Source organism: Shewanella sp. KCT (assembly GCF_007636505.1).
Lineage (GTDB): Bacteria > Pseudomonadota > Gammaproteobacteria > Enterobacterales > Shewanellaceae > Shewanella > Shewanella halotolerans.
The window spans coordinates 111,398-127,097 of the sequence record NZ_LVDJ01000011.1; the positions used below are offsets into that span (position 1 = coordinate 111,398).

Here is a 15,700-nt window from a genome sequence, read left to right on the forward strand (position 1 = left end):
CGCATTATCTTTCCTTCATAAACGTAGTGCTTGTGGATATGATTACAATAAAGAAAGGATTGGACCTGCCTATAACAGGTGGACCAGAGCAAGTTATCCATAATGGCCCAGCCATTAAACACGTAGCTACTTTGGGTGAAGAGTATATTGGCCTGCGCCCCACGATGAAGATCAAAGTGGGTGATAAAGTGCAGAAAGGTCAGGTGATTTTTGAAGACAAAAAGAATCCTGGCGTTAAATATACTGCTTTAGCCAGTGGCACCATCTCAGAAATTAACCGGGGCGCCCAGCGTGTTCTTCAGTCTGTCGTGATCGAAGTTGAGGGAGACGACAGCGTTTCTTTCGCTAAGTACGATGCCGCAGCGTTAGACACCTTAGAGCCGCAACTCGTACGCGACAACCTGATCGAATCAGGTATGTGGCCTGCATTGCGCACGCGTCCTTTCAGCAAAGCACCAGCAGTTGACTCAACGCCTGCCGGTATTTTTGTGACCGCTATCGACACCCAACCGCTTGCTGCCGATCCTGCCGTTATCATTAACGAGCACAAGGAAGACTTTGCCAATGGCTTAAGAGTCCTTGCACGATTGACAGAAGGTAAGGTGTATCTGTGTAAGGCGCCAGGAGCCGATATTCCTGCGGCCAACGCACAAGTCGAAGAGTTTGCCGGTCCGCACCCTGCGGGTCTTGCTGGCACTCATATCCATTTTGTTCTGCCTGCATCGGCTAAACGCACCGTTTGGCATGTTGGCTATCAAGATGTGATCGCAATCGGTCAACTATTTACTACTGGTGAGCTAAACTCTCAGCGCGTGGTTGCGATTGCGGGTCCTAAGGCGCTTAAGCCTAGACTCGTACGCACTCACAGTGGCGCCTCTATTGCCGAGCTTACTGCCGGTGAAACTGCCCAAGGCGATGTACGCGTTATCGCAGGTTCTGTGCTTTCTGGTAAGACAGCCACTGGCCCACACGCCTACTTGGGACGTTTCTTTAACCAGGTTTCTCTGCTTGAAGAAGGCCGCGAACAAGAATTTATCGGCTGGGCGATGCCTGGTGCCAATAAGTTCTCTATCACGCGCGCTTTCCTGGGTCACCTGTCACCGTCTCGTCTGTTTAACATGACGACCAGCACAGGGGGCTCTGACCGTGCCATGGTGCCTATCGGCAACTATGAGCGTGTTATGCCTCTCGACATTCTTCCTACCATGCTATTGCGTGACCTGGTGTCAGGCGATACCGACGGCGCAGCTGCCTTAGGCGCGTTAGAGTTAGACGAAGAAGATTTGGCACTATGTACTTTCGTATGTCCTGGTAAGTATGACTACGCGTCGTACCTACGCGACTGCCTAGATACGATTGTGAGGGAAGGCTAATGGGCTTGAAACAGTTTTTCAAAAGTATTGAACCCCAGTTTGAGAAGGGCGGGAAATACGAGAAATGGTATGCGCTGTTCGAAGCGGCATACACGGTATTTTATACCCCAGGTCACGTAAACAAGGGTCGTACCCATGTGCGTGACAACTTAGACCTGAAGCGTATGATGATTACGGTTTGGGCCTGTGCATTCCCTGCGATGTTCGTGGGTATGTATAACGTGGGTCTTCAGGCACAAGATGCCTTGCTCGCTGGCTTTGCGACGCCGGATACCTGGCAAACTGCATTGTTTGGCCTGTTCGGTACTGAGCTGACGGCTGATTCGGGTGTTGCTGCCCTGATGTGGTACGGCGCCTGTTGGTTCCTGCCTATCTACGCGGTGACTTTCGCCGTGGGTGGTATCTGGGAAGTCCTGTTTGCAACAGTACGTGGCCACGAAGTTAACGAAGGTTTCTTCGTTACCTCTATCCTGTTTGCCCTGACACTGCCGGCAACCATTCCACTATGGATGGTGGCGCTGGGTATCACCTTCGGTGTGGTCGTGGCGAAAGAGATCTTCGGTGGTACCGGACGTAACTTCCTTAACCCAGCATTGGCCGGTCGTGCTTTCCTGTTCTTCGCTTACCCGCTAAACATGTCAGGCGACACCACTTGGGTGGTTGCAGACGGTTTCTCTGGTGCGACGGCGCTGAGCCAAGCGGCACAGGGCACTCTGGATTATGGCTTTAACCAAGCTTGGTGGGACGCCTTCCTAGGTTTCATCCCAGGTTCTGTTGGTGAAGTGTCTACGCTGGCGATTCTGCTGGGTGGTCTGGTCATCATCTATACCCGTATCGCGTCATGGCGCATCGTTGGTGGTGTGATGGTCGGTATGATTGCCGTCTCTCTGCTGCTTAACGCTATCGGTAGCGATACCAACCCTATGTTTGCGATGCCTTGGTACTGGCACATGGTACTGGGTGGCTTTGCCTTCGGTATGATGTTCATGGCGACTGACCCAGTTTCTGCGTCTTTCACCAACCAAGCGAAGTGGGCGTACGGTATTTTGATTGGTGCTATGGCCGTATTCATCCGTGTCATTAACCCTGCTTTCCCAGAAGGTATGATGTTGGCCATCCTGTTTGCCAACCTATTTGCGCCGCTATTCGACCACTTCGTGGTTCAAGCGAATATCAAGCGGAGGATTGCTCGTGGCTAGTAATAAAGATTCGTTCGGTAGAACGCTGTTTGTTGTTGTTGGATTATGTTTTATCTGTTCGGTATTCGTTTCTACTGCGGCCGTACTGCTTAAGCCAACTCAACAAGAAAACAAATTGCTTGATAAGCAAAAGTACATTCTTGAAGCCGCTGGCCTGGTAGACACTAAGTCTGGTGAAGTCAGCAAGGCTAAGATCCTTGAGACTTACGACAAGTATGTTGAAGCTAAGCTGGTTGACCTTAAGTCTGGTGACTGGGTTGAAGGCAACGCCGACACATTCGACACAGAGAAAGCGGCTCGCACCGTAGAGACCTCTTTCAAGCCCGAGCACGACATCGCTTCAGTTAAGCGCGTGGCGAACAAGGGCGTGGTTTACCTGGTACGTGATGACGCTGGCACACTACAGACAGTGATCATTCCGGTTAAAGGTTACGGCCTATGGTCAACCATGTACGCCTTCCTGGCCGTTGAGTCTGACTTGAACACAGTTCGCAGCTTGGTTTACTACGACTTTACCGGTTCGGGTGAAACTCCGGGCCTAGGTGGTGAAGTTCAGAATCCTAAGTGGATCGCCAAGTGGAAGGGTAAGAAGCTTTATGATGACCAAGGCAACCTGGCTATCAAAGTGACTAAGAACCCTGCCGTTGCAGAGAGCGTTCACGGTGTTGACGCATTATCGGGTGCAACACTGACCAGTAACGGTGTACAGCACTCACTGGATTTCTGGTTGGGTAAAGAAGGTTTTGCACGTTTTCTTGAGAAGGCGCGCAACGGAGGACTGAGCTAATGGCTGACGCAAAAGAACTTAAACAGGTTCTGACTGGACCTATCATTAGTAACAACCCGATTGCGTTGCAGATCCTGGGTGTATGTAGTGCCCTGGCGGTAACCAGTAAGATGGAAACTGCCTTGGTAATGACCATAGCTCTGACTGCCGTAACGGCCTTGTCTAACTTGTTCATCTCTATGATACGTAACCACATTCCAAGCAGTGTGCGTATTATCGTTCAGATGACCATTATCGCTTCACTGGTGATCGTGGTTGACCAGGTACTGCAAGCTTATGCCTATGATGTGGCTAAGCAGCTGTCGGTATTCGTGGGTCTGATCATCACCAACTGTATTGTAATGGGCCGCGCTGAAGCTTACGCGATGAAGACGCCGCCTATGATGAGCTTCATGGACGGTATCGGTAACGGTCTGGGTTATGGTGCCATCTTGTTGTCAGTTGGCTTCGTGCGTGAATTGTTTGGTAACGGTTCGCTATTTGGTGTCGAGATCCTAAGCAAGATCTCTGAGGGTGGTTGGTATCAGCCAAACGGTCTGCTTCTGCTGCCACCAAGTGCGTTCTTCCTGATTGCATCGTTGATCTGGATTATCCGTACCATCAAGCCAGAGCAAGTTGAAGCAAAAGGATAAGCGTAATGGAACATTATATTAGTCTATTAATCCGTTCTGTTTTCATTGAAAACATGGCGTTATCCTTCTTCCTTGGTATGTGTACCTTCTTGGCTGTGTCTAAGAAAGTCACCACGGCCATGGGCTTAGGTGTTGCCGTAATCGTGGTATTGGCAATTTCAGTACCTGTTAACCAAATCATCTATCAGGGTATTTTGGCTCCGGGCGCCTTGGCCTGGGCTGGCGTACCCGATGCGGACCTGAGCTTCCTTAAGTTCATCACCTTCATCGGTGTGATCGCGGCGCTGGTTCAAATCCTTGAGATGGCATTGGATAAGTATTTCCCACCGCTATACAACGCGCTGGGGATCTTCCTACCGCTGATCACAGTAAACTGTGCGATTTTCGGTGCGGTTTCTTTCATGGTTGAGCGTGACTACAACCTGGGTGAAAGTTTAGTGTTCGGCATAGGTTCAGGTATCGGTTGGGCACTTGCGATTGTGCTGCTGGCCGGTATCCGTGAGAAGTTAAAATATGCTGATGTCCCTAATGGTCTGCGTGGTCTAGGTATTACCTTCGTGACTGCGGGTTTGATGGCGCTAGGTTTCATGTCGTTCTCAGGTGTGTCTCTTTAATAGAGACACCTTAACGGCTTCTGATTTTGAACCTTTAAGGATAAGTTAATGGGTATTATTGAATCTACTCCAATCGATGTATACCTCGGTGTGAGTATGTTTACAGCCATCGTACTGGTCTTGGTGTTGGTGATTCTGTTCGCCAAATCAAAACTGGTACCAAGTGGCGATATTACTATCGGCATCAATCATGATGCGGATAAATCAATTAAAACACCTGCGGGCGGTAAACTACTGGGCGCTCTGGCTGATAACGGTATCTTCGTATCTTCAGCCTGTGGTGGCGGTGGTTCTTGTGGCCAGTGTAAGGTGATCGTTAAGTCTGGCGGCGGTGACATTCTGCCAACAGAACTCGACCATATCTCAAAGGGCGATGCCCGTAACGGTTGTCGTCTGTCTTGTCAGGTTAACGTTAAGTCAGATATGGAGATCGAACTGGAAGAAGAGATCTTCGGTATCAAGAAGTGGGAATGTGAAGTTATCTCTAACGATAACAAGGCAACCTTCATTAAAGAGCTTAAGCTGGCTATCCCTGATGGCGAGTCTGTGCCTTTCCGTGCCGGTGGTTACATCCAGATCGAAGCACCTGCGCACCATGTTAAGTACGCCGATTTCGACGTGCCAGCAGAATACCGTGGTGACTGGGAGCACTTTGGCTTCTTCAAGCTAGAGTCTAAGGTTGATGAAGAGACAATCCGTGCGTACTCAATGGCGAACTATCCTGAAGAGGAAGGTATCATCATGCTGAACGTACGTATCGCGACGCCGCCTCCACGTAACCTGTCACTGCCTTGCGGTAAGATGTCTTCATACATCTGGAGCCTGAAGGCGGGCGACAAGGTGACTATCTCTGGTCCATTTGGTGAATTCTTCGCGAAAGATACCGATGCCGAGATGGTATTCATCGGTGGTGGTGCAGGTATGGCGCCTATGCGTTCACACATCTTCGACCAGCTCAAGCGTCTTAAGTCTAAGCGTAAGATGAGCTTCTGGTACGGTGCGCGTTCTAAGCGTGAGATGTTCTACGTTGAAGACTTCGACGGCCTGGCGGCTGAGAACGATAACTTCGTATGGCACGTGGCCCTGTCTGACCCGCAACCCGAAGATAACTGGGATGGTTACACAGGCTTCATCCACAACGTATTGTATGAAAACTACCTACGTGACCACGATGCGCCAGAAGATTGTGAGTTCTACATGTGTGGACCTCCAATGATGAACGCGGCCGTTATCGGTATGCTTAAAGATCTTGGCGTTGAAGATGAAAACATCCTGCTGGATGACTTCGGCGGCTAAGCAATCATTCTTGTGATATTATTGCCGTGATTATCGTGCTCCCTAAGGCGCCCAAAGGCCCTTAGGGAGTGTGTTACCGGGTTATCATTAAGGACAATGGTCAATATGTATAAGACCTTTATCAAGGGGTTAGTCCTGGCGGGACTAGCCTTTTTTATTTCGGCCTGTAGCCAACCTGTCAAGATGATTGCTATGTCTGGACAGACCATGGGCACCACCTACCACATCAAATTTGTCGGCGATAAACAGATGCCCGACGAGCAGCTGCTGCAGGCGGAGATCGACCTGGCGCTGGAGCAGGTGAACGATCAGATGTCCACCTACCGCAAAGACTCTGAGCTGTCGCGCTTCAATCAGATGACGCTCGAATCTAGCCTGACGGTATCGCCAGACACGGCCAAGGTAGTGCAGACGGGGATCGACCTCTATCGCAAGACAGATGGCGCCCTGGACATCACCCTGGGGCCGCTGGTAAACCTCTGGGGCTTCGGTCCCGACAAGCGTCCGACTCGCGTGCCAAGCGCCGAGCTGATCGCCGAGACCAAGGCCAAGACGGGTATCGAGTATCTCAAGGTCGATGGCCTCAAGCTGAGCAAGACCAATCCTGCCCTGTATGTTGACCTTTCCTCCATCGCCAAAGGCTTTGGGGTCGATAAGGTGGCCAAGCTGCTGAGTAAGTATCAGCCTAAAGGTTATCTGGTGGAGATAGGCGGCGAGATCAGCCTCTTCGGCGTTAAGGCGGACGACAGCCCTTGGGTGATCGCCATAGAGCAGCCCGATGAGGATGAGCGAGTGGCGCAGCAGGTGATTGAGCCGGGCAATATGGCCATGGCAACCTCTGGCGACTATCGCAACTACTATGAGGAGGAGGGGCAACGCTTCACTCATATTATCGACCCGCGCAATGGCTACCCCATCGACCACAAGCTTGCCTCGGTGACCGTGCTGGCCAAGGAGAGCATGATCGCCGACGGTTATGCCACCGCCATGATGGTGCTGGGCACAGAGGCCTCGCTGGCGCTGGCCGAGCGTGAGCATCTGGCCATCATGTTGATCGAGAAGCAAGCGCAAGGTTTCAAGGTCTACTATAGCGATGCCTTTAAGCCCTACGTGGGTTTGTGATAGAATATCGTCCATCGGTGCGCCGGCCCGCTAAGCATAGTGGCAATGCGCACCTTTGAATGCAGTCTTGCATGTCGGTTGATTAGCTTGCCAAATAGCTATTCAACTAGTTAGCGAATGGTTAGACACATAAGCGATACAGCCAACTTATGTGTATCTGGAGTCAGTGATGAGCACTTTTTTAGCGGCTTTTGTGGTATTACTACTGTTTTTCGTTCTTATGTCTATCGGCTACCTGGTGAAGCAGAAGGCGGTTGCCGGCAGCTGCGGTGGTCTGGGTGCCCTGGGTATCGAGAAGGCCTGTGACTGTGACGACCCATGCGATAAGCGTAAGGCGAAGATGGCCGAAGAAGAGGCCCGTCGCGAGAAGCTGGCCAAAGATCGTATCATCTAGCCCGCGCCTTTTATGCGCTATTATTAAAGGTCCCATTCGGGGCCTTTTTGTTACCCCTGTTTTCTCATCACTCTTTACCAAAACATCTTTCCACCCAGACTTCTCTCTACCCAGACTTCTCTCTACCCAGACTTCTCTCTACCCTGGCTCGTCTTCACCTAGACTCATCTCCGCCCTAGCGCCTTGCGCTTATTATCGCCCTTAACACTCTGGATTTATTATCTTTAATCGCCTTGGTAATCAAAGCGCGAATGAAAACGATTTTCTTTGATAACTAATTGAAACTTAATGTTTATTTGTAATTGGGAGAAAATTGCTCTAGGCTTAAATATTGATTTAGATCAAATCTTACTAAGGAGATCAAATGAAGGGTCATCCGAACGTCATTCGTCAGTTAAACAAGATACTGACCTTCGAATTGACGGCCATCAACCAGTACTTCTTGCACGCACGCATGTACAAAAATTGGGGTCTGGAAGAGCTCAATGAGAAGTGCTACAAGAAGTCGATCAAAGATATGAAGCATGCCGACAAGCTGATCGAGCGGGTGCTGTTTCTCGAAGGCCTGCCTAATCTGCAACAGCTTGAGAAGCTGCGCATAGGTGAGAACCCGGAAGAGATGTTGCAGTGTGACAAGACCATGCTCGAAGAGCAGCTGGTCGAGCTGCGCAGCGTGATCGCCCTGTGTGAGACGGAGCGAGACTATGTGAGCCGCGAGATCCTCGAGGACCTGCTCGAAGATGAGGAGGAGTATCTGGACTGGATCGAGGCGCAGCAAGATCTGATTAAGATGACGGGCATTCAAAATTACCTGCAGTCGCAGATGAAATCTGAATAGGGAGAGAAGCATGAAAGGCAATCAGGAAGTGATCGACACCCTCAACAAGCTGCTCACCGGTGAGTTGTCGGCGATGGATCAATACTTTGTCCACGGCTTGATGTATGAAGACTGGGGGCTTAACGAACTGCATGAGCGGATCTCCCACGAGTCTGACGATGAGCGCGAACACGCCAAGAAGCTGGTCCAGCGGATTCTGTTCCTCGAGGGCACGCCAGATGTGGCTAGCCGCGAGGCGCTGAACATAGGTAAAGATCCCCAGGAGATGCTGCAGAACGATCTCAACTACGAGTATCAGGTGGCGGCCAACCTGCGTGAAGCCATCGCCCTGTGCGAGGATAAGCAAGATTACGTCTCTCGCGAGCTGTTAGAGGTCTTGCTGGAAGAGACAGAGTCTGATCACATGTACTGGCTAGAGAAGCAGCTGGGCCTCATCGACAAGATTGGCCTGCAGAACTACCTCCAGTCTAAAATGTAAGAGACTGTTATATAAGAAAGAGGTAAGGCCTTGTATGTAAGGTGCCAGGCACAAGGCTCAAGGCATTAGCCATTCGGTGCCATGAGATAGCGATAAAGCCACCCTAGGGTGGCTTTTTGCTGCCTGTCGTCTGACGCATAGCTGTCGTTCATCGCGAAGTGATTGAATACTGTTTAAATGTACAGTATTCTTGGCGGTGGAGGTATTAAGGTGAAAAAGATTATTCATGTAGACATGGACTGCTTCTTTGCGGCGGTCGAGATGCGTGATTTTCCCGAGCTCAGGGGCAAGCCCATTGCCGTGGGTGGACGCAGCGATCGCCGCGGCGTCATCAGCACCTGTAACTACGAGGCGCGCAAGTTTGGCGTGCGCTCGGCCATGGCCTCCGCCTATGCCCTCAAGCTCTGCCCGGATCTCATCTTGGTGCCCGGCCGCATGTCTGTCTACAAGGAGGTGTCGGCGCAGATCCGTGAGGTGTTTGCCCGCTACACAGAATTAATCGAGCCGCTCTCCCTGGATGAAGCCTATCTGGATGTCAGTGACTGCACCCAATACCAGGGCTCGGCCACACTGATCGCCGAGGCGATTCGCCGGGAGATCTTCGAGGTGACAGGGCTCACGGCCTCTGCCGGCATCGCGCCGGTGAAGTTTCTGGCCAAGATAGCCTCGGATCTCAATAAGCCCAACGGCCAGTATGTGATCACTCCGCAGATGATCCCCGAGTTTGTGAAGACACTGGCGCTGATTAAGATCCCCGGCGTCGGTAAGGTGACCGCGGCAAAGCTGGAAACCATGGGATTAATTACCTGCGCCGACGTGCAGGCCTGTAGCCGTCAGAGCCTGATGGAACGCTTCGGTAAGTTTGGCGGCGTGCTCTATGACAGGGCGCTGGGGATAGACCCCCGCGGCATCTCGCCCCACAGGGAACGTAAGTCTGTCGGTGTCGAGACCACGCTCGCCAAAGATATCTACACCTATGAGCAGTGTCAGGCGGTGATGCCTCAGCTGATCCAGGAGCTGTCCGGGCGCATCAGTCGCAGCGCCAAGTCGCGCCGCATTCACAAGCAGGTGGTTAAGCTCAAGTTCGACGACTTCAAACAGACCACCATAGAGCAGCGTAGCGACGAGGTCTCGGTGAAGCTGTTTTACGATCTGCTTAAACAGGCGCTAGAGCGCCGCGCGGGGCGGGGTATTCGCCTGCTGGGGGTGTCGGTCGGACTCGAGAGTGAGGCGGTGGGGGCTGGGCTGGATGAGGAGGAGCATGGGGCGCAGATGGATCTCGGGTTTTAGCGTTAACCCTATTAACCCTATTAACCTTATTTGGCTCGTAGCTTGGACGGTTATTGCGCCAGGTTAGATTTTTGAAGCTTTACGCTTCATGGCAATCTAACGCCTGTCCGGCGGGGGTTGTGCAAGCACAGCTTCGCGCTCGCGAACGAGAGGCATGGATGCCGAACTGGCATTTAAACACGGATGTTATCTGAATATGTCCCTATACGCTCCGCGGCGACGTCCTGTCGCCGAGGGTCAAAAGCCTGCTTACACCTGTATCTTCTATCTCTTCGATTTGACCTTTTTTATTTCCAATGGTTTGGCGCGAATTGGCTTTAACTCTTTGTAACAGCTCCGATGAGCACGGTATTTGGGCCAATCATGGGGCTGTTTTCCTCTCTCTTTCATGAGGTTTGTCCAGGTGTGGCAGAGTCTGGTTTGCTTAAAAAACGAGCCCCTTCAAGGGATAGGGGTTTTTAGGGGAGCTATGGGGGCAGATGAATGATTCATCATCACCATTATGAATGTTACACAATCATTATAATAAATTTAAAAATTGGTAACTCGCTCCATATACTCGATTCTAACAGTCTTTGCTTATGTTTGTGGCCTGATGTACCGCGGGGGGAATAGGTGCTGTGGCAATAAATATTGCAGTTAGTGCAGGACTCGGTAGGGAGGTGCGGCTGATTTCCACATCGCCAACATCCTAATAAATATAAAACGTAATAAAGGAAGGATAGGATGATGGAAAAGTACATTAAAACTAATCACTTATTACGCTCCCGAGCAGCAGTAAGTCGGAGCAACATGAAGCTGAGTTGTTTGGCTATGGCCGTTTTTGGGGCCATTTCAGGTCAAGTTTTTGCTGAAGAAGCGCAGGCGCCAGAAGAATCACAGGATCAGAAGGCCAGCGCGTTTGAAGTCATCGAGGTGACGGCGCAGAAACGTGTGCAACGTATGCAAGATGTCGGCATCGCGATCTCCGCGTTTAAAGCCGATGAGCTAGAAGATCTCGGTGCCTATCAGGCATCGGCCCTGGCGGAATTTATCCCCAACATGGAGGTCGCCGTCTCTGACGATAGCGGCATCCCCATCTTCGTGATCCGTGGTGTGGGTCTACAGGACTACAACACTAACAATACACCTAACACGGCAGTGGTCGTTGACGACGTCTATCAGCCCTATGGCATCTATAGCGCCTTCGCCATGTTCGATACCGATAGGGTAGAGGTGCTCAAGGGGCCTCAGGGCGGTCTGTATGGACGTAACTCTACCGGCGGCGCCATCTCTTTCTCCTCTAAGCGACCAGAGCTTGAGACTACGGAAGCCAATGTCGCGGTGGATTACGGCAACTATAACTCGCTCAACATCCGCGCCGGCGCTAGTCTGCCACTGGGGGAGATCGCCGCGGTGCGCCTCGCCGTGCAGTCAGAGACCAGCGACGGTTACTACTACAATACCTATCTGAATCGCGACCAGGGTGGCAAAGATAAGCAGCAGGCCCGCGTTACATTGCATCTCGAACCCACAGACTATTTTGCGGCAGATCTCAGATATACCTATGGCCGTGACACCTCAGAGGCGTCGATCCCCGAGGTCACAGGGTTATTAGACAGCAACGCCTATTGGGAGGGACCGTTGGCGGACTTCCCCGGCTTGCCATCGATGAATATTCCCTACAATCAGGATGGTACACCGGCCTATTGTGACGCCGTGTTGCAAACCGGTATCCCGGATGCCAGCTGTATCAACATGAACCGCGCCAGCGCCGATGGCGACCCATACAGCGGCGCCGATGCCAGGGTGCACCCCAACGATGACACCTACCATTCGGTGTCGTTAAACATGAACTGGGATTTCTCCGATTACTCGCTGACCTCGATCACTAACTACACCCAGATGCAGTTTAAGCATCGCAATGGTGTCGGCTCTGTCGGCATGGGCCCTGGTCAGGATCAAGAGGCCTGGGAGCAAGCCAGCCGTGACTATGACCGTCTCAATGGTGGTGACCTCAACGAGATGTATGTCACCCAGTATGACTCTGATACCAGCTCGTGGAGCCAGGAGCTGCGCCTGCTGTCCAACTATGGTGGCAATTTCAACTGGATGCTGGGTCTGGTGTATGCCGAGGATAACCTGGACGACCTGAGAAACTGCTCCTTTGCCGCCAACGTCTATGCCGACTGGGTGCAATTCCCTGGGTGCGGCACCATGGCCTATACCCAGGACACTAAGGTGACCTCAGGCTACGCCCAGCTCACCTATGCCATCAGCGATACCCTGTCGACCACAGTGGATCTGCGTTACACCCAGGAGAAGAAGGATTATGTCGGCGACGTGTTTGTCAACGATGGTACCTGGATCTGTACCGTAAATGGTCTGAATACCACAGACCCAGACAGCGACACCTACTGCGCCAACTTCATTGGTTGGGACCCAGTAACCGGCCGTTACGATCTGGCACGCGCTAATCAGTCTCACTATGACGAGAGTGACCCGTCATGGAAAGTTAACCTCGACTGGAAGGTCACCCCGGATACCCTGTTGTATGCCAGTGTGGGCAGCAGCTTTAAGTCCGGCGGCTTCTTCGGTGGCTTCCTGACCAATCCAAATGCCATCCGCCCCTACAAGCCGGAGCGCAACAATGGCGTCGAATTGGGCTTCAAGTCGACCCTGGAAGACTATCGCATTCAGCTCAACGGCGCGGCCTTCTACTACGACTACCGTGACTTCCAGTCGGCTATTCAGGAGGTCGATCAATCAACCGGTGGCGTCTTTAACGGCCTGCGTAACCTGGGTGACGTTATCATGCAGGGCGCCGAACTGGATCTGCGCTGGATGGCGACCGAGGACTTAGAGATCCGCGCCGCTATCGGCCTGCTCGATACCGAGGTGGATAGGGTCAACAAGTTTGAGTCTGCCGACGTCGGCATCACCAACATCTTCGGTGAAGTGATCGACATTCAAGGCAATGAACTCAATAACGCGCCTAAGTTCAGTGGCAACCTGATCGCCCGTTATCACTTTAACCTGAATGCTAACCTGGACGGCTTCGTGCAATTGGATGCCTCCTTCAAGGATGACTACTGGCTGTCTGTGTCTAATGAGCCTATTTATCGGCAAAAAGGCAATACCTTAGTCAACGCCAGAATGGAAATATTCAGTCCCGATGATAATTGGAGTGTGGCACTGTGGGGGCGCAACCTGACCGATAAGACCTATCGTACCAGCTTCTACCTGGATGGTTTGGACAGTGGCTATAGCGAATATAACGCGCCGCGAACCTTTGGAGTAAGCCTGTCTTACAACTACTAAAGCAAAGCTTTTCCCCGGCGTCCCTGACTTAAAGACTGCACACTGTCGTCAGGGAGCCGCTTTTTATTCCTTCCCTGGCGATGTGTCTGCATCGCCAGGCCTCGAAGGCGAGGCAGAAAGGGATAACTCTGTGCTAAGGGATAACTCTGCGCTAAGGGATAGCCCTTGGGGGGAGATGGCTTAAGTTGGTGTAAGCGCAATAAGATCAATAACAGATAGGAAATGAGACATGGAACAAGTTAGGGGAAAACCACAGCGCGCCGCTTGCTGGCTGGCCGCCGGCCTGTTGACGATTTCGGCAGGCGTTACTATTACGCCAATCATCACGCCAATCATAGTGCCAATCGCCGCGGCCGAGTCTGCAACAAACCAGTCTGGGCAGAGCGAACAGGCTCATAAGGAACATAAGAAGGTGTCCAGCTTTGGCCACTACAAAGGCTATTCCCAGGAGCGTTTCGACGGCTGGGTGACCAGCTCTGAGTATATCACCACACGGGACGGTACCCGGCTGGCGGCGGATATCTCGCGTCCGGCCAACCAGGGCGTGGTGACACAGGAAAAGCTGCCTGTACTCTGGACCTATTCGCGCTACCACAGGGAGTTTGAACCGGGAGTCACCAATATAGAAGACGATGCCATCTTGCAGCGTCTCGCCAGGCACGGCTATGTGATTGTGAGTGTAAATGTGCGCGGTGGCGGCGCCTCTTTCGGGCGTTATCAGGGCCTATTTAGCGCGCCTGAGACCCGCGATGCCTATGATGTCATCGACTGGTTGTCCAAGCAGGCGTTCAGCGACGGCAACATTGGCATGTATGGCCTCTCCTATATGGGAATTAGCCAGTACATGGCCGCCAGCACCAAGCATCCGGCGCTTAAGGCCATCACCCCGGAAAACGGCTATTTTAACCTCTATGACGCGGTTCGTCGTGGCGGCATATTGCGTCAGGATCTGCTAGAGAGTTGGGGCAAGGGCACCCAATACCTGGATAAGGAGCGTAAGCCCACGCCGGTGGATGCCGACACAGATGGCACTTTGGCGGCGGCCGCCGTGAAGGAGCATGCCACCAACTTCGACCCTATAACGCCACTTGGTGCGGCGAAGCTGCGCGACGCTACCGCGCCCGAGTTTGATTGGTATAAGGATATGCCCTCTGCGATAAACGTGGCCCTCAATGAGTCCGGTGTGGCCATCTACCATTTCGGTTCCTGGCATGACCCCTACACCACTGACACCTTAGTGCATTTCGAAAACTATCACGGCCCGCAGAAGATGGCCTTTGGTCCCTGGTCTCACATTACTAATAACCAGGCCGAAAAGCTGGAGCGTGATAGGGTATATGGCGCCGAGTTTCAGCGCTGGTTCGATTACTGGTTGAAGGGGATCAAAAACGGCGTGATGGATGAGCCGCAAATTCATGTGGCTGAGGTGGATACCATGCGCGAGCAGTGGCAGTGGATCTCCCTGTCCCAGTTCCCTCTCAACAAGCCGCGCACCAGCTTCTATTTTGGCGAATCCAGCGCCAAGAGCGGTTTGGTGACAGATCACCTGCTTTCTACTCAGGTGCCGGTTCTGTCGACTCAGCAGCCTGATGCCAGCGCGTTACTGGCCTATCAGGTCAATAATCTGACCACCACAGGAACGGCAACTCGCTGGGATTCCAACTTTGGCACTCAGGTGAACTATCCGGATATGGCGGCCAATGATGGCCATTCGCTGACCTTTACGACGCTGCCCCTTGAGAAGGATATGGTGATCGCCGGCATTCCGCTGGTCAAACTCTTCGTCTCGGCCAGCACGCCGGATGCCGATGTCTATGCCCTGCTGGAAGAGGTGGAGGCCGATGGTCGCTCCAACTACATCACAGAAGGCAATCTGAGGCTTTCTCTGCGCAAGGAGCATAAGGCACCCTGGAACAACCTGGATATCCCTTGGCATCGCGCCTTAAAAGCAGACGAGCAACTACTGACGCCGGGGGAGGTGGTCGAAGCCAACTTCGACATCATGCCCGTGGTGTATCGCATCAATAAAGGCAATCGTCTGCGGGTCGCCATCATGGGCGCTGACAAAGACAATATGGAGGCGCCGCCTTATCCCGAGGCGCAGCTCTCCTTAAGCGTCGGTGGTGCCAAGGCATCGCAAATCGCCTTGCCACTGATGTAGCGTGCTAATCCTAATGGATGATGACACGGCGGAGATAATGCCGCCGTTTCATCACAGATTTTACTGAGTATATCGGGTATCGGCACAGGCCAGGATACCCAGGTTATACCGGCCGGGCAGCGCTTGCCTTCGCGCCACAGCGCCCTCACTCGTGAGGGCTTTGTGCCAGAGTGCGGTTCACAAGGCCAACTTTCGCAGCCGTTAATGGAGTTTCTT

General features: G+C 52.4%; 13 protein-coding genes. All 13 read left to right on the forward strand.

Annotated features, from left to right (window positions below):
- Positions 1-38: 38 nt before the first annotated feature.
- The 13 genes from AYI87_RS15890 to AYI87_RS15950 all read left to right on the forward strand — a co-directional run bounded on the left by AYI87_RS15890 (position 39) and on the right by AYI87_RS15950 (position 15,484).
- Entirely contained in the window at positions 39-1,373 is a 1,335-nt protein-coding gene (locus AYI87_RS15890; protein WP_144203743.1) for a Na(+)-translocating NADH-quinone reductase subunit A, read from the forward strand.
- Positions 1,373-2,572 carry an NADH:ubiquinone reductase (Na(+)-transporting) subunit B gene (locus AYI87_RS15895; protein ID WP_144203705.1) on the forward strand — a complete coding sequence of 400 codons (1,200 nt, stop codon included), beginning with the start codon at positions 1,373-1,375 and terminating at the stop codon, positions 2,570-2,572. Before AYI87_RS15890 ends, AYI87_RS15895 begins: the two co-directional genes overlap by 1 nt.
- The gene (locus tag AYI87_RS15900) at positions 2,565-3,359 is read left to right on the forward strand and encodes a Na(+)-translocating NADH-quinone reductase subunit C (RefSeq protein ID WP_144203706.1); all 795 of its coding nucleotides are present in this window, start codon (positions 2,565-2,567) and stop codon (positions 3,357-3,359) included. The genes AYI87_RS15895 and AYI87_RS15900 overlap by 8 nt, the downstream gene beginning before the upstream one ends.
- Positions 3,359-3,991: an NADH:ubiquinone reductase (Na(+)-transporting) subunit D gene (locus AYI87_RS15905; protein ID WP_011866675.1), complete on the forward strand. Its 633-nt coding sequence runs from the start codon at positions 3,359-3,361 to the stop codon at positions 3,989-3,991. Before AYI87_RS15900 ends, AYI87_RS15905 begins: the two co-directional genes overlap by 1 nt.
- A 5-nt stretch (positions 3,992-3,996) precedes the next feature.
- Positions 3,997-4,605, forward strand: coding sequence for an NADH:ubiquinone reductase (Na(+)-transporting) subunit E (nqrE, locus tag AYI87_RS15910; RefSeq protein ID WP_011866674.1), 609 nt, complete (start codon positions 3,997-3,999; stop codon positions 4,603-4,605).
- A gap of 48 nt (positions 4,606-4,653) precedes the next feature.
- Positions 4,654-5,901: an NADH:ubiquinone reductase (Na(+)-transporting) subunit F gene (gene nqrF, locus AYI87_RS15915; protein WP_144203707.1), complete on the forward strand. Its 1,248-nt coding sequence runs from the start codon at positions 4,654-4,656 to the stop codon at positions 5,899-5,901.
- Positions 5,902-6,006: 105 nt separating this feature from the next.
- Entirely contained in the window at positions 6,007-7,023 is a 1,017-nt protein-coding gene (locus tag AYI87_RS15920) for an FAD:protein FMN transferase (RefSeq protein ID WP_144203708.1), read from the forward strand.
- 169 nt (positions 7,024-7,192) lie between these two features.
- The gene (gene nqrM / locus AYI87_RS15925) at positions 7,193-7,417 is read left to right on the forward strand and encodes a (Na+)-NQR maturation NqrM (RefSeq protein ID WP_011866671.1); all 225 of its coding nucleotides are present in this window, start codon (positions 7,193-7,195) and stop codon (positions 7,415-7,417) included.
- A gap of 364 nt (positions 7,418-7,781) precedes the next feature.
- On the forward strand, positions 7,782-8,255 hold the full coding sequence (gene bfr / locus AYI87_RS15930; protein WP_144203709.1) for a bacterioferritin: 474 nt from the start codon (positions 7,782-7,784) through the stop codon (positions 8,253-8,255).
- Positions 8,256-8,265: 10 nt separating this feature from the next.
- On the forward strand, positions 8,266-8,733 hold the full coding sequence (gene bfr, locus AYI87_RS15935; protein ID WP_144203710.1) for a bacterioferritin: 468 nt from the start codon (positions 8,266-8,268) through the stop codon (positions 8,731-8,733).
- Between the two features lie 210 nt (positions 8,734-8,943).
- Positions 8,944-10,023: a DNA polymerase IV gene (gene dinB, locus AYI87_RS15940; RefSeq protein WP_144203711.1), complete on the forward strand. Its 1,080-nt coding sequence runs from the start codon at positions 8,944-8,946 to the stop codon at positions 10,021-10,023.
- Between the two features lie 813 nt (positions 10,024-10,836).
- The gene (locus AYI87_RS15945) at positions 10,837-13,323 is read left to right on the forward strand and encodes a TonB-dependent receptor (RefSeq protein ID WP_186300652.1); all 2,487 of its coding nucleotides are present in this window, start codon (positions 10,837-10,839) and stop codon (positions 13,321-13,323) included.
- A gap of 229 nt (positions 13,324-13,552) precedes the next feature.
- Positions 13,553-15,484, forward strand: coding sequence for a CocE/NonD family hydrolase (locus tag AYI87_RS15950; protein ID WP_144203713.1), 1,932 nt, complete (start codon positions 13,553-13,555; stop codon positions 15,482-15,484).
- Positions 15,485-15,700 lie beyond the last annotated feature (216 nt).